We start from the raw sequence: 19032 nt of genomic DNA on the forward strand, positions 1-19032 counted from the left end.
GATGAATCAGGACAATCTGATCGAAATCCGCAACCTGTCCGTCGAGTTCGTCACCGGCCAGAACACCCAGCGCGTGGTCGAAGGCATCAGCTTCGACATTCGCAAAGGTGAAACCCTGGCGCTTGTAGGCGAAAGCGGATCGGGCAAGTCAGTTACCGCCCACTCCATCTTGCGACTGCTGCCATACCCTTTGGCGCGACACCCCACGGGGACGATCCAGTACGCGGGCAACGAGCTGCTGACGGTCAGCGAGAAACGCATGCGCGCCATTCGCGGCAACCGCATCGCGATGATCTTTCAGGAGCCGATGACCTCGCTGAACCCGCTGCAATCCATTGAAAAGCAGATCAACGAAGTGCTGGGGCTGCACAAGGGCTTGACCGGCAAGGCGGCCACCCGCCGCACGCTGGAGCTGCTGGAACTGGTGGGCATCCCTGAACCGCTCAAACGCCTCAAGGCCCTGCCCCACGAGCTCTCAGGCGGCCAGCGGCAGCGGGTGATGATTGCGATGGCGCTGGCCAACGAGCCGGAATTGCTGATCGCCGACGAGCCGACCACCGCGCTGGACGTCACGGTGCAGCTGAAAATCCTCAAACTATTGAAAGAATTGCAGGCCCGACTGGGCATGGCATTGCTGCTGATCAGCCACGATTTGAACGTCGTTCGACAAATTGCCAACCGAGTATGTGTCATGCAGCGCGGTTGCATCGTCGAACAGGCATCGTGCGAAGAGCTGTTCCGCGCACCGCAGCATCCGTACACCAAAGAACTGCTCAGCGCCGAGCCCAAAGGCGGCCCGGCGAACAATGTACCGGGCGCGCCAATGCTGGAAGTCGAAGACCTGAAAGTCTGGTTTCCGATCAAGAAAGGCGTGTTCAAGCGCACCGTCGATCACGTCAAGGCCGTGGACGGCATCCACTTCAGTCTGCCCAAGGGCCAGACGCTGGGGATCGTCGGCGAAAGCGGCTCGGGCAAATCGACGTTGGGGCTGGCGATTCTCAGGTTGATTCGCAGCGAAGGCAAGATACGCTTTCAGGGCGATTCACTGGCCTGCCTCAAGCAGGATCAGGTGCGGCCGTTGCGGCGGCAGATGCAGGTGGTGTTTCAGGACCCGTTCGGCAGCCTGAGCCCGCGCATGTCGGTGTGTGACATCGTGGGCGAAGGCCTGCGGATTCACAAGATCGGCACGCCGGTCGAGCAAGAGGCCGCGGTGATCGCGGCGCTCAAGGAAGTGGGTCTGGACCCGGAAACCCGACACCGCTACCCCCATGAGTTTTCGGGCGGACAGCGGCAAAGGATCGCCATCGCACGGGCATTAGTGTTAAAACCGGCGCTGATTTTACTGGACGAGCCCACATCGGCCCTCGACCGGACCGTTCAGCGTCAAGTGGTGGAGCTTTTGCGCTCCCTGCAAACCAAGTACAACCTGACGTATTTGTTTATCAGCCATGACCTGGCGGTAGTCAAAGCGCTGAGCCACCAACTGATGGTGGTCAAGCAAGGCCAAGTGGTCGAACAGGGTGTGGCAGAAGATATTTTCGCCGCACCGCAACATCCTTATACACAGCAGCTGCTGGAGGCCGCGTTTCTGGCCCCAGCAACTGTCGATTAACCTGAAGAGGAAAAAACCATGGGTTTTCTCGCCGGTAAGCGCGTCCTGATCGTCGGTGTCGCCAGCAAATTGTCCATCGCATCCGGTATCGCTGCCGCCATGCATCGCGAGGGCGCTGAGCTTGCCTTCACCTACCAGAACGAAAAACTCAAAGGCCGCGTCGAAGAATTCGCAGCGGGCTGGGGTTCGAACGCTGATCTGTGCTTCCCTTGCGATGTCGCCAGCGACGAAGAAATCGCCAAGGTTTTCGAAGAACTGAGCAAGAAGTGGGACGGCCTGGACTGCATCGTGCACTCCGTCGGCTTCGCCCCGGGCGACCAACTGGACGGCGACTTCACCCAAGCCACCACCCGTGACGGTTTCCGCATCGCCCACGACATCAGCGCCTACAGCTTCGTGGCCCTGGCCAAAGCCGGTCGTGAACTGATGAAAGGCCGCAACGGCAGCCTGCTGACCCTGTCGTACCTGGGCGCAGAGCGCACCATGCCGAACTACAACGTGATGGGCATGGCCAAGGCCAGCCTGGAAGCCGGTGTTCGTTATCTGGCCCGCAGCCTCGGCCCGGACGGCACTCGTGTTAACGCGGTATCGGCCGGTCCGATCCGCACCCTCGCCGCTTCCGGCATCAAAAACTTCCGCAAAATGCTGGACGCCAACGAAGCGCAAACCCCGCTGCGCCGCAACGTCACCATTGACGAAGTGGGCAACGCAGGCGCGTTCCTGTGCTCGGACCTGGCGTCGGGCGTAAGCGGCGAGATCATGTACGTCGACGGTGGTTTCAACACCACGGCGATGGGTGATCTGGAAGGCTGATCTTTCAAGCTTTGCGCGATAACTGAAAAGCCCCGGTTCTCTCGAACCGGGGCTTTTTTGTTTTAGGGGCTGACGCTGTACCTGTCGGAGCGAATTCATTCGCGATGGGCCGGTACAGCCAATACATTTCCTTGCCTGAACCCTCCTTCGCGAATGAATTCGCTCCCACAGGATCATTCACCGATCTTCCTCGCGCCAGCCTCAGCTCTTCAGCTTCAGCTTGAGCTTGAGCTTGATCTTGATCATGATCTTGATCTTGGGACGCGCCCTCACAGACACCGCAGAACGCGACTTGGGTGCAGGCCGAACGCAGGCGGCGCGGAGTGGGTCGAGCGGCAGGGATGCCGCGAGAGCGCCGCAAGGACATGGATGTCCGTTCGGCGCGGGCCCACGGAGCGTCGCCGGAGTGAGGGAACCCTGACGAAGTCAGGGCCAAACCAGGAGCAAATGGTTTTGGTTACTTTTTCCGAAAAAAAAGTGACCCGCTGTAAGAGCGGAACCGGCACCAGCGCCACCCATGGCAACGGATATGCCCCCATCCCAAACGCCACTACAAAATCTAAAACCCAAAAAACAAAAAGCCCGGTTCTCTCGAACCGGGGCTTTTTGTTTTTCAGCAGGTATTACGACGGATCAGTACTTCTCGATCTTCGCAGCGGATTGCAGCTGTGCCTGATACGACTCGAAGTCCTGACGGCCCTCACGGGACGCGAGGAAGCGACGGTACTGGGTCTTCTCGGCGTCAGTCGCCGGAGCGGCCTGATTCACGCCATTGAGGCGCACCACCACGAAGCTGCCATCGGCAGCGGTCAGGCTGGCGTAAACCGGCTTGTCCTTGCCTGCAGGCTTCGGCATACGGAACAGCGCCTGCAGCACCTGAGGGTCTACACCCTCTTGGCCACGAGAAGCGGCTTCGACAACTTTCCAGCTCTGGCCTTCCTGTTTGGTCGCGGTGTACGGCACCTTGCCATCGCGCAACCCGGCCAGCAGCGCTTCGCCCTTGCCCTTGACGGCATCGCTGGCGTGGTTTTTGACCAGCTGCGCGCGAATGGCGTCAGAAACGGCTTCCAGCGGCAACTGTTCAGGTTGACGGTGCTCTTTCACGTGCACCACCACCACGGTTTCAGGATCGAGTTCCAGCGCCGAGCTGTTGGAACCCTCTTCCATCACTTCAGGGCTAAACGCGGCCTGGATCACAGCGCGGTTTGCTGCGACGCCTTCGCCACCTTCACGACCGAACGGCGCCGTGGTCTGAACCTTCAGGCCCAGGTCCTGTGCAGGTTGCGACAGATCCGAAGCTTCGTACGCCGCATCCTGCAATTTCTTGCTGGCGTCAACATACTGCTGCTCGACCTGCAGCGATTTCAGCTCGTGGGTCAGTTTGTCTTTCAGGCTGGCGAAGGTCGGCACCGACGGCGCTTCAACACCTAGCAATTTGATCAGGTGCCAGCCGAACTGGCTCTTGACCGGGGCGGACACCTGGTCCTTGTTCAGCGCATACAGCGCGTCTTCGAAGCTCGGGTCGTATACGCCCTTGCCTGCATAACCCAGATCACCGCCTTTGCCTGACGAACCCGGGTCTTGCGAGAACTCTTTGGCCAGTGCCGCGAAGTCCTCACCCTTGGCCAGACGCTGCTGGATCTCTTCGATCTTCGCCTTCGCCTGGGCGTCGGTGGTCTTGTCGTTGACCTCGATCAGGATGTGCGCCGCACGACGCTGTTCGGCCAGGTTGGCGATCTCTTTCTGGTAGGCGGCCTGAAGGTCTTCGTCCTTCACCGACACCTTGTCGAAGAACGACGATTTTTTCAGCTCGATGTAATCCAGGACCACTTGCTCAGGGCTCAAGAATTCCTTGGCGTGCTGGTCGTAGTGCGCCTTGATTTCGTCGTCAGTGATTTTCACGTTGGACGGATCGGCGGGCAGAGTCAAAGTCGCGAAATCGCGGGTCTGTTTTTCCAGACGGGCGAACGCATCGACCTGGGCGTCTGTGACAAAAGCACTGCCGCCGATGCCTGCGCGAATCTGGCCGATCAGCATTTCCTGACCCAGAATCTGGCGGAATTGCATGCGGCTGTAACCCAACTGACGGACGACCTGATCGAAACGGTCAGCATTGAATTTGCCGTCCACCTGGAATTCAGGGGTCATCAGGATCTGCTGATCCAGCGCCGCTTCCGAGAAGCCAAACTTGGCATCCGCGGCGCCCTGCAGCAGCAGCTTGCGATCAATCAGGCCCTTGAGCGCCGACTCCCGCAGCATCTGTTCATTGAGCATCGCCGGATCGAAATCCTTGCCCAACTGTTGCACGAGCTGGCGGCGTTGCATCTCAACGGCCTGACCCAGGTCGGCCTGAGTGATTTCGTCACCGTTGACCTTCGCCGCGTCCTGGCTGTGGCTGGTGGCCCTGAAAATGGCATCGAAACCCGTCAGCGCCATCAGCGCCATGACAACGCCGATGATGGTCTTGGCAATCCAGCCTTGTGAATTGTCCCTGATATTCTGCAGCATGCGTCCCCCAGAGGGTTGTACTCAACTCACCAAGCTGCGACACACGGAGCGGAGCGTGGGTGTATTCCGGATAGAAGAAAGGCGCATCCGAGGATGCGCCTTCTCGTAACTTTCAAAAACGGGCATAACGGGCGAAGCGGGCAGGGTTCGATGTTGCGTTCCCTGGGGTGACAGGCCAGCGCTTGACCAACCGCACTTGCCGCTTCACGCCCGGAACAGAGGTAACGCTGTCCCGGACGGGCAAAGGTAACAAAGAAACTTAGTTGACCGCTTCTTTCAGCGCTTTACCGGCTTTGAAGCCTGGCTTCTTGGCGGCAGCGATTTGCAGTGCCTTGCCTGTCTGAGGGTTGCGGCCGGTACGGGCAGGACGATCAGTTACGGAGAAAGTGCCGAAGCCAACCAGTACAACGGAGTCGCCAGCCTTAAGAGCGCCAGTGACGGATTCGATTACTGCGTCCAGCGCACGGCCAGCAGCAGCTTTCGGGATGTCAGCGGATGCGGCGATAGCATCAATCAGTTCCGACTTGTTCACTCTAAGTCCCCTTATATCTATCTATATTGAGTATATTTTCTAAGTTTTTTGGTGTTGCCAAACGAACGCTATGTGGCCTGCCTATAAGGACAGTTTGGGCTTGAAGAGCCGCTTTATAACAAGGGCTCTAAAAAGCTGTCAAGGAAGGCCCCACGGACTAATGCGTGCTAATTCTTTCCTTAGACTCAGACTCGCGTTTTTCATCCTTTGCAACCATCTCCGGAGCCACATCCGGCAAGGGCTCCGGCGCGTATTGCAGCGCAATTTGCAGGACTTCGTCAATCCATTTAACAGGTTTGATTTGCAGGTCTGCCTTGATGTTGTCAGGAATTTCCTTCAAATCGCGTACGTTTTCTTCCGGAATGATCACCGTTTTAATTCCGCCACGGTGTGCGGCCAGCAGTTTTTCCTTCAGACCACCAATCGCCAGCACTTGACCACGCAGGGTAATTTCACCGGTCATGGCCACGTCGGCACGCACAGGGATCTGTGTCAGCGCCGAAACCAGTGCCGTGCACATGCCTACACCCGCGCTAGGGCCGTCTTTGGGCGTCGCCCCTTCCGGCATGTGGATGTGCGTGTCGCGCTTCTCGTGGAAGTCCAGAGGGATGCCCAGGCTCTTCGCACGACTGCGCACCACCGTGAGCGCCGCGGTGATCGATTCGACCATGACGTCGCCCAATGAACCCGTCTTGATCAACTGCCCCTTACCCGGCACCACGGCCGCTTCGATGGTCAGCAATTCGCCGCCCACTTGCGTCCATGCCAAGCCAGTCACTTGACCGATCTGATCCTGCTGCTCGGCCAGGCCGTAGCGGAATTTACGCACGCCAAGGAAGTTTTCCAGCATCGCGGCGGTGACCACAACAGTGAAACGCTTCTCGCCAGCGTGCTCTTTGACCGCCTTGCGGCAGACCTTGGCGATCTGACGCTCCAAACTCCGCACACCCGCTTCACGCGTGTAGTACCGGATAATGTCGCGTATGGCCTCTTCTTCGAACTCGATTTCGCCTTTTTTCAGGCCGTTGGCAGCGATCTGCTTGGGCGAGAGGTACTTGGTGGCGATGTTGATTTTCTCGTCTTCGGTGTAACCCGGCAGACGAATCACTTCCATACGGTCCAGCAAGGCCGCAGGAATGTTCATCGAGTTGGCGGTGCAGAGGAACATCACGTCCGACAGGTCGTAATCGACCTCCAGGTAGTGATCGTTGAAGTTGTGGTTCTGCTCGGGGTCGAGCACCTCAAGCAGCGCCGACGCCGGGTCACCGCGCATGTCGCTGCCCATCTTGTCGATTTCGTCGAGCAGGAACAGTGGGTTGCGCACGCCGACCTTGGTCATCTTCTGGATCAAACGACCCGGCATCGAACCAATGTACGTCCGACGGTGACCACGAATTTCAGCTTCGTCACGCACACCACCCAAGGCCATGCGCACGAACTTGCGGTTGGTGGCGTGTGCGATCGACTCGGCCAGCGAGGTCTTGCCCACGCCAGGCGGACCGACCAGACACAGCACCGGACCACGAATCTTCTTCACGCGCTTTTGCACGGCGAGGTATTCGAGAATCCGCTCTTTGACTTCTTCCAGACCGTAATGATCAGCGTCGAGGATGTCCTCGGCCCGCGCGAGGTCCAGACGCACCTTGCTCTGAGCCTTCCAGGGCACCTGCACCAGCCAGTCGATGTACGAACGCACGACGGTGGCTTCAGCCGACATGGGCGACATCTGTTTGAGCTTGTTCAGCTCGGCAGTGGCCTTGGTCATGGCGTCTTTCGGCAGGCCGGCGGCATCGATGCGCTTTTTCAGCTCTTCGATTTCGTTGTGGCCTTCGTCGCTGTCGCCGAGCTCTTTCTGAATGGCCTTCATCTGCTCATTCAGGTAGTACTCGCGCTGGCTACGCTCCATTTGTTTCTTCACACGACCGCGAATGCGTTTCTCGACCTGCAACAGATCGATTTCGGCATCCAACAGGGCGAGCACATGTTCGACACGGGCGCCCAGGTCGATGATTTCGAGGATTTCCTGCTTCTGCTCGATCTTCAGCGCCATGTGCGCGGCCATGGTGTCGACCAGACGGCCAGGCTCATCGATGCTGTTGAGCGACGACAGGACTTCAGCCGGGACTTTTTTGCCCAGCTGCACATATTGCTCGAACTGCGACAGCAGGCTGCGCACGAACACTTCGGATTCACGGTCTGGCGCTTCGACTTCGTCGATCAACGCCACTTCGGCGCGGCAATGGCCGTCCACTTCGATGAAACGCTCAACGGAGCCGCGCTGCTCGCCTTCGACCAACACTTTGACGGTGCCGTCCGGGAGCTTGAGCAGCTGCAATACGGTTGCAATGGTCCCTACGCTATAAAGGGCGTCTTCACCGGGATCATCGTCTGCAGGATTTCTTTGCGCGAGCAGCAGGATCTGCTTGTCACCGGTCATCGCAGCTTCAAGGGCCTCGATCGACTTCTCGCGCCCCACGAACAGTGGGATCACCATGTGCGGATACACCACGACATCACGCAATGGCAAAAGAGGCAGTTCAATGGTCGTCTTCATGATTTCGCCTCTACGGCGGCCTTAAGGCCATGGACAGATAGAAATGAGCTGAAAACCAAGATGGGGGTACCGATTCAAAAAAACAAGCGCCGGTTCGAGTTAATGCGAAAGGAGCCCTTGAAACGCAAAAAGGGCCCGAGGGCCCTTTTTGGTTTCCAGTTGCCCGGTGCGAAGCCGCAAGGCTTACGCGTCGGGTGCCGCCTTCGCAGGTGGCTCAATGTTTTCGTAGATCAACAGCGGCTTGGACGTACCTTCAATCACGCTTTCGTCGATCACCACCTTGCTCACGTCGGATTGCGACGGGATTTCGTACATGGTGTCGAGCAACACGCCTTCGAGGATGGAGCGCAAACCACGGGCGCCGGTCTTGCGCTCCAGCGCGCGACGGGCAACCGACTTGAGTGCGTCAGTGCGGAACTCAAGGTCCACACCTTCCATTTCGAACAGCTTGCCGTACTGCTTGGTCAGCGCGTTTTTCGGCTCGGTCAGAATCTGCATCAACGCAGCTTCGTCCAGCTCGTCCAGGGTCGCGAGCACCGGCAGACGGCCCACGAACTCAGGGATCAGACCGAACTTGACCAGATCGTCAGGCTCGACTTCACGCAGGGATTCGCCAACCTTCTTGCCCTCTTCCTTGCTGCGAACCTCGGCGCCAAAGCCGATGCCGCCTTTGGTGGAGCGATTCTGAATGACCTTCTCCAGGCCAGAGAACGCACCGCCGCAGATGAACAGGATGTTGCGCGTGTCCACTTGCAGGAATTCCTGCTGTGGATGCTTGCGACCGCCTTGGGGCGGAACGGAAGCCACGGTACCCTCGATCAGTTTCAGCAGGGCCTGTTGCACGCCCTCGCCCGAGACGTCACGGGTAATCGAAGGGTTGTCGGACTTGCGCGAAATCTTGTCGATTTCGTCGATGTAGACAATGCCCATCTGGGCCTTCTCGACATCGTAATCGCACTTCTGCAACAACTTCTGGATGATGTTTTCCACGTCCTCACCCACATAACCGGCTTCGGTCAGGGTGGTGGCGTCGGCGATGGTGAACGGTACGTTGAGCAAACGTGCCAGCGTTTCAGCCAGCAGGGTCTTGCCGGAGCCTGTAGGGCCGATCAGCAGGATGTTGCTCTTGCCCAGTTCAACGTCGTCGTTTTTCTTGTCGCGCTGGTTCAGACGCTTGTAGTGGTTATACACCGCTACTGCGAGAACCTTCTTGGCACGCTCCTGACCGATGACGTACTGGTCAAGGATGCCGCTGATTTCTTTCGGCGATGGTAATTTATGCGCGCTGCTCTCTGCCTGTGCTTCCTGCACCTCCTCGCGGATGATGTCATTGCACAGGTCGACGCACTCGTCACAGATAAATACCGAGGGGCCGGCAATCAATTTGCGCACTTCATGCTGGCTTTTGCCGCAGAAGGAGCAATAAAGCAGTTTGCCGTTGTCCTCGCCGTTGCGGGTGTCAGTCATTCGATCGATCCAATCCGGTAGGCTTGCAACACAAGATGAAGGCAATTGCGGGCTTTTTCAAGTCCGCAGGTGGCACGGGGGTCCCGACCACCTGGGATTACTGCCAATCAAGCAATCATTTGATCATTTGACGTTTGTCGAGCACCGCGTCCACCAGACCGTATTCAGCAGCGCGTTCGGCGCTCATGAAGTTGTCGCGGTTGGTGTCACGCTCGATAGCTTCCAGCGACTGACCGGTATGGTGCGCCAGCAGCTCGTTCAGACGCTGGCGAATGTACAGGATTTCCTTGGCGTGAATGTCGATGTCCGACGCCTGCCCCTGGAAACCGCCCAGTGGCTGGTGAATCATCACGCGGGAATTCGGCAGGGCAAAACGCTTGCCCTTGGCACCACCTGCCAGCAGGAACGCGCCCATGCTGCAAGCCTGACCCATGACCGTCGTCGAAACGTCCGGTTTGATGAACTGCATGGTGTCGTAGATCGCCATGCCCGCAGTCACCGAACCGCCTGGGGAGTTGATGTAAAGATGGATGTCCTTGTCCGGGTTTTCCGCTTCAAGGAACAGGAGCTGCGCCGAGATCAGGTTGGCCATGTAATCTTCAACCGGGCCGACCAGGAAGATGACGCGTTCCTTGAGCAAACGGGAGTAGATGTCATAGGCGCGTTCGCCACGGGCGGACTGCTCGATAACCATCGGGACCAGGCCGCCAGCGGCCTGGATGTCAGAGTTCTGCTGAATATAAGAATTGCGGGACATGTCTCGCATTCACTCCCAAATAGTCATGTCTTGAATACGCATAAGCCAGCGCGAAGGCTGGCTTATGGTGTTTTCGAACGAGAGAAAGAAATCAGTCGGCTTGTGGAGCTTCTACCGGCTTGACGGCTTCTTCGTACGAGACCGCTTTATCGGTCACGCTCGCTTTCTGCAAAACAGTATCCACAACTTGCTCTTCCAGCACAACCGAACGCACTTCGTTCATTTGCTGTTCGTTCTTGTAGTACCAGGCCACGACCTGCTCTGGCTCCTGGTAAGCGGAAGCCATTTCCTGGATCAGCTCACGAACGCGGGCTTCGTCAGGCTTGAGGTCGAACTGCTTGACCACTTCAGCGACGATCAGGCCCAGCTCGACGCGGCGCTTGGCCTGCTCTTCGAACAGCTCGGCTGGCAGTTGGTCAGGCTTGATGTTGCCGCCGAACTGTTGAACGGCTTGAACGCGCAGGCGGTTCACTTCGTTTTCCAGCAGGGCTTTAGGAACTTCGATCGGGTTGGCAGCCAGCAGACCGTCCATGACCTGGTTCTTGACCTTGGACTTGATGGCCTGACGCAGCTCGCGCTCCATGTTCTTGCGAACTTCGGTGCGGAAACCTTCCAGGGTCGCTTCCTTGATGCCGAACTGATTGAAGAACGCTTCGTTCAGTTCAGGCAGGGTCGGAGCCGAGACGGTGTTGACCGTAACGGTGAACTCGGCGGTTTTACCCGCCAGTTCCAGGTTCTGGTAGTCCTCGGGGAAGGTCAGGTTCAGAACCCGCTCTTCACCGGCTTTAGCGCCAACCAGGCCGTCTTCGAAGCCAGGGATCATGCGACCCGAGCCCAGCACCAGCTGAGTGCCGGTGGCCGAACCGCCAGCGAATGCTTCACCGTCGATCTTGCCGACGAAGTCGATGTTCAATTGGTCTTCGTTGGCAGCAGCACGGTCGGCGGCTTCGTAACGAACGTTCTGCTTGCGCAGGATTTCCAGCATGTTGTCCAGATCGGAGTCAGCGACGTCAGCGGACAGACGCTCGACGTTCACGGATTCGAAACCGGCAACGGAGAATTCAGGGAACACTTCGAAGGTGGCGACGTATTCGAGGTCTTTGCCTTTTTCGAAGGTTTTTGGCTCGACGGAAGGTGCGCCAGCCGGGTTCAGCTTTTGCTCTACGACAGCTTCGTAGAAGGTCGCCTGGATCAAGTCGCCCAGTGCTTCTTGACGAGCACCGTCTTCGTAACGCTGGCGGATCACGCTCATAGGCACTTTGCCTGGGCGGAAGCCCGGGATCTTGGCTTTACGTGCGGTCTGCTGCAGACGCTTGTTGACTTCGGTCTCGATGCGCTCAGCTGGCACGCCAATGGTCATGCGGCGCTCAAGAGCGGAAGTGTTTTCAACAGAAACTTGCATGGATATTCCTCGTTGCACAGACGTTAGCCGGCCGTTTCCGACCCCAGAATCAAGGGCAAGCATTCTAGTGGGTCAATCTCAAGAAGTCACCCTACTGACGAAGGGTAAATACAGTGGAATGCAACCAGGGGGAAAAGGACGAAGATTCAAAGCTTCGCAAGCGGTCTGGAACGCACTTCCCGCGCCCCTATATAAAGGAAGCGAAGCACGACCGAATGTCGATCCAATCCCTGGAAACACTCCGGAAAAGCCCATCATCAACAGCATGGCGGACTCGTACCGGCATGAAACCAATACGCTGAAACAAAAAAAGCCGCACTAGGCGGCTTTTCACTCCCCGGAGTGCTTGACGCACTTCCCAGGGTTGTAGCTGGTGCGGACGGAGAGAACCGAAATTAAGCCACAAAGGCCCGGCCACATTGGCCACTCTTGAATTCGACAAACCAGATGTACTAATTGCTGTACTAAAAAAGTACCGCTGGACCAACTCAGCCAGAAGCGATCCGGCGCGCATCCTACACAATGAGGCACGCCAATAGCCACCCCGCCCTTCCTTTATATGGTGTGGTGCGCATTTCGTCACCACGGCTGGCATTTCACAACCCATCTCGATTACTGTATATCCAAACAGTATCTTTGGAATACGAGGGAAGTGCCGATGCTTGGGGACAACACCAAAGCAAAAATTGTGGACGACCACATTCTGATCCCGGCATACGACTGGAGCGATATCGGCATGTTTCATTGGTCAAAGCAGTGGACGCTGGCCACCGCCGGTCGAATCTGCTGCACACAGTGCGCGGCCACTCAGCCAGCCAGCAAAAATTACGAGCCATTCGTCCACCAGGACATATGTCCCGAGTGGGGGAAACGTGACCAATACCCGTGGGCGTCATTGCGGAAAATCATCGACGGTCTACCAACAGAGGCTTTTCAACCGCCGACCGGTCCCGGAAGGCTCGTGTGATATTGTTCACTTGCTCTTCACCGTCCACAGCTGATCAACTTTTGTCGTAAAGCTCTGGCTCATCAGCTCTCGCCGCATCGCCCAATCCGGGTTCGCCGGGACGCTGGCAGCACGCAACGTTCCCCGACCCCACCGGCCGTTGATTTCGTCCAGCACGCTCATCACCTTTTCGGCCTCCACCGGTTGCGAGTGGGCGAACAGGTCGTCAGTGAACTCGCCGGGCTGACGTAGATCCAGCAGCAACACCTCCGCTTTGCTGTATTTGAAGCCGGGGCGAAACAAGCGATTAACAGCCTCTGTTGCTGCCTTGGTCATCAGTCTTACGTCATTTGTGGGGTACGGCAGTACGACCAAGGCGCCGTTCGCGTACTTTGCCTCCTCCGGATTGAACATGCCCGTACGGATGCTGACCCTAATTTTTTTGCACAGCGAACCCTGCGCCCGGAGCTTTTCCGCTGCGCGCTGGGTGTAGGTGGCTACGGCTTCCTTGATCGGCTCGATGGTCGTCAATCGATTACCAAACATTCGGCTGCAGCAGATTTCCTGTTTCGGCGGATCGGCTTCGCCCAGCTCCAAGCACGGAGTTCCGGCAAGCTCGCGCGCGGTCTTCTCGATCACCACACTGAATTTCTTCCTCAGCGTCCAGGCATCGGCGTTGGCCAAGTCCATCGCGGTCTTGATACCCATCGTTTCGAGATGCGCCTTCATCCGCTTCCCGACGCCCCAGACTTCGCTGACGTCAGTGTTGCGAAGAGTCCAGTCGCGCTTGAACGGGTCGCAGATGTCGACCACGCCGCCCGTTTTCGACAGCAGCCGCTTCGCCGTGTGATTCGCCAGCTTCGCCAAAGTCTTCGTCCGCGCTATACCGACCCCCACTGGAATACCTGTCCGCTGATAGATGGTCTCGCGGATCTTGCGGCCGAAGGCGGTCAGGTCGCCGGGAATACCAGTCAGATCTGCAAACGCTTCATCGATGCTGTACACCTCCAGCGCGGGCACCATCGACTCGATGACCGTCATCACCCGCTCACTCATGTCGCCGTACAACGCGTAATTGCTGCTGAACGCCACCACTCCGTGTCGGCGGAGGTGATCTTTGATTTGGAAATACGGCTGACCCATTTTCACAAAGGGCTTGGCGTCGTAACTGCGCGCGATGACACAGCCGTCGTTGTTCGACAGCACCACAATCGGGGTCTTGGCGAGGTCGGGCCGAAAGACCCGTTCACAGCTGGCGTAAAAACTGTTGCAGTCGATCAGGGCGAAGACCGGGTCAGGTGTGGTCATGATCGCGAACGCTGTATTTCACAACGCCCCACATCATCAGTTCATCGCCTTCCATGATGTACCGCGAAGGAAACTTGCTGTTCTCCGACATCAGGATGATGGTGTTGCCGAGCTTGTGCAGACGCTTGCACACAGGCTCCCCATTCACCGAGGCGATCACGATATCCCCGTGCACCGCATTCAGGCTGCGATCGACGATAACCAGATCGCCGCAAAAGATCCCGGCCCCTTGCATGCTGTCGCCTTCTATCTTCACCAGGTACACATGAGGCGCGCGTATATCGAATAGCTCATCGAGGGAGATGTGCTTTTCGATGTGGTCGGCGGCCGGGGACGGGAAGCCCGCCGGAACCTTGAAGCCGTAAAGGGGGATTTTCTGGCCGGAGCTGGCCAAAGGGCCAAGGATCGTGACGCTCATGATGCGAACCTGTGAGTGGATGACTGTATGCATATACAGTTAACGTTCTGGTTCGTCTGTGGTCAATCTGATATTGGGAAAATTTCGACGGGTGACATCATGTGCGGACGCTACTCGATCTACGAGTCGATGGATCACTACCTGAAAGAGCTGGCGCCAGAGCAGTTGGTGATCAACGGCTACGACCTTTGGCCGATCGAGCGCTACAACGTCGCGCCGAGTACCAGGGTCGAGATCATCCGTCCGGCTGAAGGTGGATTGAGCGTGGATAAGGTTAAGTGGGGATGGTCGCCGTTTTGGGCGAAGAAAGATGCGAAGCGCCCCGCACCCATAAACGCCAGGGTCGAGACGGTGATGACAGGGAAGTACTTCAAACAACTGTGGCCGAACGGGCGCGCACTGGCCCCGGCCAACGGATGGTTTGAATGGGTCAAAGACCCGGACGACCCGAAAAAGAAACAGCCCTATTTCATCAGGCTGAAAGAGGAAGGCCCGATGTTCTTCGCTGCGCTGGCAGAAGTGCATCAGGGAATGGAGCCGGACCCGCAGGATGGATTTGTGATCATCACTGCGGATTCAGATCAGGGGATGGTAGATATTCACGACCGGCGCCCGGTGGTGCTGAGCCCGGAACATGCGAGGGAATGGGTCGACCCAGAAACCACGCCGGAGCGCGCCGCTGAGATCGCCAAGGAGTGCTGCCGCCCGACCGAAGAATTCACCTGGTTCGAGGTCAGCAAAGATGTGGGGAATGTGCGGAATCAAGGGCCTCAGCTGATCCTGCCAACCAAGGCCGATGACGAGTGATCACTTGTCGGGCTTTGATACGCTGCCCGGCGTCACGGCGAAGTCTGTGATCACAGCCGACTGCTTCTGCGATTCCTTGGTCATGCCGAACCAGAACCCCATGACTTCTTTGGTCATCATGAACCAGGCGCCCATGACGTTGCCGACGGTGAGTGCGGCCGTGGTATTGGTCACAACGTCCAGTGCCCAGCCGGTCATGATCGCAACAATGATGAAGAGCGACCCGGCCAGCATCAGGATCGTCAGCCCGGGGCGAACGAAGTCGCGCGGCTGACTGGCGGCGAGCTTCCGCGCACTGTCCCGGTCCGCGGCTTCGGCGGCGTACTGCGCAGCCTCGGCCTGCAATCGGTTGTTCTCCGCTGTCACGGCCAACTGCTGAAGCTGGACCTTGGCGTTGATCTGCAATTCTTGCACCTTCGCCAGAGCGTCAGGGTTAGCAGTCAGCACCGCATTCACTGACTCAGGGTCATTCGGCACGTTCAGTGCGCCTGCTACCAACGCGCCCACTGCCGCGCCTGCCGGGCCGCCGAGTAGCGTGCCGACTACCGGCGCCGCCCGGCCTACGATATTTCCGATGTCGGACCAGTTCATGCGAGCACCCCACCCGCAGCCTGATACCGCGCAATGAGGTCTTCAAGCTTGTGCTCATGCTGGCCATAACCGGCACCTGGCAGGCTCGCCCAAATGTTCGACACCTTGCTGATAGCCTCAGCGATGTTTCCCACCATGACGTCGTGCAGCGCGCCACGTTCGCGGATCTGCTGAATTGCGACCAGATCCTGATTGACCGGTGAGAAGTCTTTCAGCGCCAGCAACTTTTTGTACGGTGGCCACCAGCGTTGCAACAGTTGATACCGGCCAGCGGCACTGGACTTCAAGCCCTTTGAGTTGACCGTGACCAGCACGCCGGGGTGATCGGCGTAGCTGGTGAAGGTGTTCGGACTGTTGAGGCCACCCACGATCACGTCGTAGCCGTCATCGCGGGTGAATCGGCTGGTTACGGTCCCTTCGCTGAAACTCAGCATGTCGAGGAACGCCAGCACGTTGCGACCGCCAGCAGCCTTTTCAGAAATTCGAGCCATTACTTTTCTCCAGACGTAAAAAAGCCCGCGCGGGGCGGGCTGGTATATGGGATGGTTTAATCTCAGTTCGTGCACTTACAGGAGTTCGAAATGAAACGGATCGGAGAAAGGTTGAGACAGGAGCGGATGCGCCTAGGGTTAAGCCAGGCGGCGATGGCAGCAATCGGCGGAATCCAGCCCAATGCACAGGGTGCATATGAGACAGGCAAGCGGAGCCCCCGGGCGGTTTACCTATCTAAAATCGCAGCGGCTGGCGTTAATCCCATCTATGTACTCAACGGCAATCCGGTTTCAGACTTACATTCGGAAGCTGAAGGCGAATCTAACCCAGCAATTTTGGAGGTCCAGACCTCCCCTAACTTGCTGAATGACGCCGAACGCAGGATGCCAAGTGAGCATGCCCAGCAGATAATTACGCAACTGCGGCGGAGCATTTGGACGACTGCAGATGCCATAGCAGAATTGAGCCGCCTCGCCGATCCATCTGACTCGCGGACTGCTCGCGATCACATCGCGCATTATCTATCTGATCTGGATTTGCCGAATCAGCGGCTCGCCGATGAGATCTTGGCTAGGCCGAACAGGGGTGAAGGCAAGCGCAACTGATCTCAGCTCAGGTAAAAAACCCCGGACTGGCCGGGGTCTTGGTGTAGTGGCTTGCGCCAAATATTCGGACGGCGGGATAGAACAGGCCGAGCGTTCGCCATCGGGCTGTGCCGTCGCCGGTATGGTTGGCCCGTTCGTACATCGCATCACACGCAGCGCGGGGCAGCTCCCCGATTGTGTATTCGTAATCGTGCAGGATTGACGACCGCATGCCGTAGCCGACAACCAGGCCGTACAGCGCCAACGCGATTACGGAGATGAGCCAGCACGCAACGCTGAACCATCCAGGCAGGAACAGAGCGCCAACGATTGCCGCCACGGCTGCCCACCGGCAGATCTCGCGCAGAATCCGGATCGAGGCCAGGTTGCTGACGAAGCCAGCCGGAACGATGCGCAGCCCATTTACCGGGTCGTTGAAAATCAGGTCTTCGAGCAATTCGAACTCCCATCGACTGATCTGGCGCGTGGCCACGCCAGCACCGAACTTCCCAATGGCCGGAATCATGACGGCAACTCCAGCGCCGGAAGGCCCGCGAGGAAGGTGTCGAGGTCAGGCTGAGGCTTTTCACCGGCCAGCACCGCATTCAGCTCGGAGTGCGCGTAATCCCACACCAGCGAGCGCCAGCGGCGGAAGGCTTGGCCGTCGGCTTGGAAGCGCGGCACGGCTGGTTCGTCAGCATAGGAGATTGCGGTGAAGATGCTGTCGTAGCCTGCATCCCGTGCTGCACCGTCGAGCTTGGTCTGAACTGCCTGCTCGAACGCCGCCGTTGTCGCAGCCTGAATCGCGGCATCGCGTTCTGCCTTCTCGGCAGCAGTCATGTTGACCTGCTTGTGGGTGACGATCACGACCTTGCGTTCAGGATCGAGCGTCAGCACCTCGGCGCCCCACTTCTTGTTCGTGCCCAGTGGTGCATCGGCGTTCTCTTCGGACCACCATGCGGCGTTCTGCACGCCCAGCGACGGGTCGGTCCACGACAGGTCGGCCAGTGCCGCGATAGCTTCGGGCGTGCCGGACTGATCGAGGAAATCGGGGATTGGTTCGCGGGTGGGGATGTTGTTTTCTACTTTAATCATTAGGGTAACCCAGTGATTTATGATTCAAGGCAAGTATTCAATTATTACTGCGGCTGGTCCGCCGGCTGCGGGAATAATCGCGTTAGCAGCCCCTGCCGTGCTTGCGCCAGAACTACCCATACCCGGTCCTACTCCCGAAAGACCATAAAATGCGTTGGTTGTAGGTTTCCCGATAGGTGCAGTCAATCCGATCTCTTTCGCATATTGGCTGATCGCCCCATCACCAGCCTTACCGGAAGGTCCTCCTACGCCGCTACTGCCCGCACCGCCCGCGTAAGTCTCGCCCATGCCGGGGGTAATGCTCGCTGTACCGCCGTTGCCGCCTGCTCCACCGCTGCTATTTGTCGGGGCGCTAGTGCCGTCCGCCCCTGAGTTAGCCGTTATGCTTAAGACCCCCGAAACACTTACTACAACAGCGGTTGTGTATAGGGATATATCTATGGGCGCCGCTTTAATGATTTTACTTATTGCTTGTCCGCCTGCGCCACCTCCGCCACCGGCGGCGTATGTTGCATTACTAATGCCTCCGCCATCGCCGCCTTTACCGACAGCAGTTATTTTCATGCGACTGAAACCGTTTGGGGGAATAACTGGACTCAAAACTTGTGTTGCCGGTGGGACTGGCAAGGTCAGTACAACCACCCTAGTGTTTGAGTTGTTACGCGCCAACCCCAACGGATTCCCAAGCGGATCTACAAACGGGTCATGCACACTCAGGCCCATTAGAAATTCGCCCCTTCAGAACGGAATTGAATACCGGCAGCGAGAAGAACTTGCGAGCCGACATACAAGCGCTCGCCAGCCTCAAGCCGCAACGGAGTGGATGGACTGATGTTGCCAAATGCGGTTTCCGGAATGGCTGTCGTTACGGCCATGGTGTAGGCCGGCATCAGCTCCGAGTCGACCAAGTTGTACGACGCGCCGTTATCTTTGCTCGTGTACAGCAGCAGCGATGACGCAGTGACAGTCGCGCGCGGCATTGCCGTAATTTTGGTGACGAGCGCGCCATTGACACCCGCAGCATCGCCCAGCGCTACCAGGTTGGTCGGTGCGTTGGTGCCAATGTTGCCGACTGCTGCGGTGACCACAGCAGATCCGGTTTTCTGCGTCTGTACGTATGCGGGTAATGGGGTGTTGGCCATGGTC

18 protein-coding genes are annotated in these 19032 nt (G+C 58.0%); 5 read left to right on the forward strand and 13 right to left on the reverse strand.

Annotation, left to right across the window (positions count from 1 at the left end; translation table 11 throughout):
• Position 1: 1 nt before the first annotated feature.
• On the forward strand, positions 2-1612 hold the full coding sequence (locus AAEO81_RS22510) for an ABC transporter ATP-binding protein (RefSeq protein ID WP_341959109.1): 1611 nt from the start codon (positions 2-4) through the stop codon (positions 1610-1612).
• A gap of 18 nt (positions 1613-1630) precedes the next feature.
• Positions 1631-2425 (forward strand): enoyl-ACP reductase FabI, encoded by a 795-nt coding sequence (fabI, locus tag AAEO81_RS22515; RefSeq protein ID WP_166593221.1) that lies wholly within the window; start codon positions 1631-1633, stop codon positions 2423-2425.
• 633 nt (positions 2426-3058) lie between these two features.
• On the opposite strand, the gene AAEO81_RS22520 is transcribed toward fabI, so the two are convergent.
• The 6 genes from AAEO81_RS22520 to tig form a co-directional block, all read right to left on the reverse strand.
• Positions 3059-4933: a SurA N-terminal domain-containing protein gene (locus AAEO81_RS22520; RefSeq protein ID WP_341959110.1), complete on the reverse strand. Its 1875-nt coding sequence runs from the start codon at positions 4931-4933 to the stop codon at positions 3059-3061.
• A 259-nt stretch (positions 4934-5192) separates the two neighbouring features.
• Positions 5193-5465, reverse strand: a complete 273-nt coding sequence (locus AAEO81_RS22525; RefSeq protein ID WP_003174819.1) for an HU family DNA-binding protein — start codon at positions 5463-5465, stop codon at positions 5193-5195.
• Between the two features lie 157 nt (positions 5466-5622).
• Complete coding sequence (gene lon / locus AAEO81_RS22530; RefSeq protein WP_166593223.1) at positions 5623-8019, reverse strand: endopeptidase La; 2397 nt, start codon at positions 8017-8019, stop codon at positions 5623-5625.
• A 183-nt stretch (positions 8020-8202) separates the two neighbouring features.
• Complete coding sequence (clpX, locus tag AAEO81_RS22535; RefSeq protein WP_341959144.1) at positions 8203-9486, reverse strand: ATP-dependent Clp protease ATP-binding subunit ClpX; 1284 nt, start codon at positions 9484-9486, stop codon at positions 8203-8205.
• Positions 9487-9601: 115 nt separating this feature from the next.
• Positions 9602-10243, reverse strand: coding sequence for an ATP-dependent Clp endopeptidase proteolytic subunit ClpP (gene clpP / locus AAEO81_RS22540; RefSeq protein ID WP_133751554.1), 642 nt, complete (start codon positions 10241-10243; stop codon positions 9602-9604).
• A gap of 91 nt (positions 10244-10334) precedes the next feature.
• Complete coding sequence (tig, locus tag AAEO81_RS22545; protein ID WP_341959147.1) at positions 10335-11645, reverse strand: trigger factor; 1311 nt, start codon at positions 11643-11645, stop codon at positions 10335-10337.
• 658 nt (positions 11646-12303) lie between these two features.
• On the opposite strand from tig, the gene AAEO81_RS22550 reads away from it, so the two are divergent.
• A complete protein-coding gene (locus AAEO81_RS22550) occupies positions 12304-12612 on the forward strand; it encodes a hypothetical protein (protein ID WP_341959149.1) in 309 nt (102 codons plus the stop codon).
• A 6-nt stretch (positions 12613-12618) separates the two neighbouring features.
• On the opposite strand, the gene umuC is transcribed toward AAEO81_RS22550, so the two are convergent.
• Together umuC and AAEO81_RS22560 are read right to left on the reverse strand one after the other, a co-directional pair.
• Positions 12619-13899 (reverse strand): translesion error-prone DNA polymerase V subunit UmuC, encoded by a 1281-nt coding sequence (gene umuC / locus AAEO81_RS22555; RefSeq protein WP_341959150.1) that lies wholly within the window; start codon positions 13897-13899, stop codon positions 12619-12621.
• Entirely contained in the window at positions 13886-14317 is a 432-nt protein-coding gene (locus AAEO81_RS22560) for a S24 family peptidase (RefSeq protein WP_341959151.1), read from the reverse strand. Before AAEO81_RS22560 ends, umuC begins: the two co-directional genes overlap by 14 nt.
• 99 nt (positions 14318-14416) lie before the next feature.
• On the opposite strand from AAEO81_RS22560, the gene AAEO81_RS22565 reads away from it, so the two are divergent.
• Positions 14417-15124, forward strand: coding sequence for an SOS response-associated peptidase family protein (locus tag AAEO81_RS22565; protein ID WP_341964601.1), 708 nt, complete (start codon positions 14417-14419; stop codon positions 15122-15124).
• Here the strand turns inward: AAEO81_RS22565 and AAEO81_RS22570 are convergent, their stop codons facing one another.
• A complete protein-coding gene (locus tag AAEO81_RS22570; protein WP_341959153.1) occupies positions 15125-15715 on the reverse strand; it encodes a hypothetical protein in 591 nt (196 codons plus the stop codon).
• Positions 15712-16206 (reverse strand): glycoside hydrolase family 104 protein, encoded by a 495-nt coding sequence (locus AAEO81_RS22575; RefSeq protein ID WP_341959155.1) that lies wholly within the window; start codon positions 16204-16206, stop codon positions 15712-15714. Before AAEO81_RS22575 ends, AAEO81_RS22570 begins: the two co-directional genes overlap by 4 nt.
• 90 nt (positions 16207-16296) lie before the next feature.
• Between AAEO81_RS22575 and AAEO81_RS22580 the strand changes: the two genes are divergently transcribed.
• Positions 16297-16812, forward strand: coding sequence for a helix-turn-helix domain-containing protein (locus AAEO81_RS22580; RefSeq protein ID WP_341959157.1), 516 nt, complete (start codon positions 16297-16299; stop codon positions 16810-16812).
• Between the two features lie 7 nt (positions 16813-16819).
• Here AAEO81_RS22580 and AAEO81_RS22585 read toward each other — a convergent pair whose 3' ends face one another.
• The 3 genes from AAEO81_RS22585 to AAEO81_RS22595 form a co-directional block, all read right to left on the reverse strand.
• Positions 16820-17317, reverse strand: a complete 498-nt coding sequence (locus AAEO81_RS22585) for a hypothetical protein (protein ID WP_341959158.1) — start codon at positions 17315-17317, stop codon at positions 16820-16822.
• Positions 17314-17886 carry a hypothetical protein gene (locus tag AAEO81_RS22590; RefSeq protein ID WP_341959160.1) on the reverse strand — a complete coding sequence of 191 codons (573 nt, stop codon included), beginning with the start codon at positions 17884-17886 and terminating at the stop codon, positions 17314-17316. Before AAEO81_RS22590 ends, AAEO81_RS22585 begins: the two co-directional genes overlap by 4 nt.
• Positions 17887-18608: 722 nt before the next feature.
• Positions 18609-19028 (reverse strand): hypothetical protein, encoded by a 420-nt coding sequence (locus AAEO81_RS22595; protein ID WP_341959162.1) that lies wholly within the window; start codon positions 19026-19028, stop codon positions 18609-18611.
• Positions 19029-19032: the final 4 nt, after the last annotated feature.

Origin of the sequence: Pseudomonas sp. RC10 (assembly GCF_038397775.1) — a bacterium.
Lineage (GTDB): Bacteria > Pseudomonadota > Gammaproteobacteria > Pseudomonadales > Pseudomonadaceae > Aquipseudomonas > Aquipseudomonas bambusae.

Bases quoted from the DNA above. Each gene is read 5' to 3' on its own strand.
- AAEO81_RS22570 (WP_341959153.1), bottom strand. From the start codon at position 15,715: ATGAACTGGTCCGACATCGGAAATATCGTAGGCCGGGCGGCGCCGGTA.
- AAEO81_RS22590 (WP_341959160.1), bottom strand. From the start codon at position 17,886: ATGATTAAAGTAGAAAACAACATCCCCACCCGCGAACCAATCCCCGAT.
- AAEO81_RS22575 (WP_341959155.1), bottom strand. From the start codon at position 16,206: ATGGCTCGAATTTCTGAAAAGGCTGCTGGCGGTCGCAACGTGCTGGCG.
- lon (WP_166593223.1), bottom strand. From the start codon at position 8,019: ATGAAGACGACCATTGAACTGCCTCTTTTGCCATTGCGTGATGTCGTG.
- clpX (WP_341959144.1), bottom strand. From the start codon at position 9,486: ATGACTGACACCCGCAACGGCGAGGACAACGGCAAACTGCTTTATTGC.
- AAEO81_RS22510 (WP_341959109.1), top strand. From the start codon at position 2: ATGAATCAGGACAATCTGATCGAAATCCGCAACCTGTCCGTCGAGTTC.
- AAEO81_RS22580 (WP_341959157.1), top strand. From the start codon at position 16,297: ATGAAACGGATCGGAGAAAGGTTGAGACAGGAGCGGATGCGCCTAGGG.
- clpP (WP_133751554.1), bottom strand. From the start codon at position 10,243: ATGTCCCGCAATTCTTATATTCAGCAGAACTCTGACATCCAGGCCGCT.
- AAEO81_RS22595 (WP_341959162.1), bottom strand. From the start codon at position 19,028: ATGGCCAACACCCCATTACCCGCATACGTACAGACGCAGAAAACCGGA.
- AAEO81_RS22560 (WP_341959151.1), bottom strand. From the start codon at position 14,317: ATGAGCGTCACGATCCTTGGCCCTTTGGCCAGCTCCGGCCAGAAAATC.
- umuC (WP_341959150.1), bottom strand. From the start codon at position 13,899: ATGACCACACCTGACCCGGTCTTCGCCCTGATCGACTGCAACAGTTTT.
- AAEO81_RS22520 (WP_341959110.1), bottom strand. From the start codon at position 4,933: ATGCTGCAGAATATCAGGGACAATTCACAAGGCTGGATTGCCAAGACC.
- tig (WP_341959147.1), bottom strand. From the start codon at position 11,645: ATGCAAGTTTCTGTTGAAAACACTTCCGCTCTTGAGCGCCGCATGACC.
- AAEO81_RS22585 (WP_341959158.1), bottom strand. From the start codon at position 17,317: ATGATTCCGGCCATTGGGAAGTTCGGTGCTGGCGTGGCCACGCGCCAG.
- AAEO81_RS22550 (WP_341959149.1), top strand. From the start codon at position 12,304: ATGCTTGGGGACAACACCAAAGCAAAAATTGTGGACGACCACATTCTG.
- fabI (WP_166593221.1), top strand. From the start codon at position 1,631: ATGGGTTTTCTCGCCGGTAAGCGCGTCCTGATCGTCGGTGTCGCCAGC.
- AAEO81_RS22565 (WP_341964601.1), top strand. From the start codon at position 14,417: ATGTGCGGACGCTACTCGATCTACGAGTCGATGGATCACTACCTGAAA.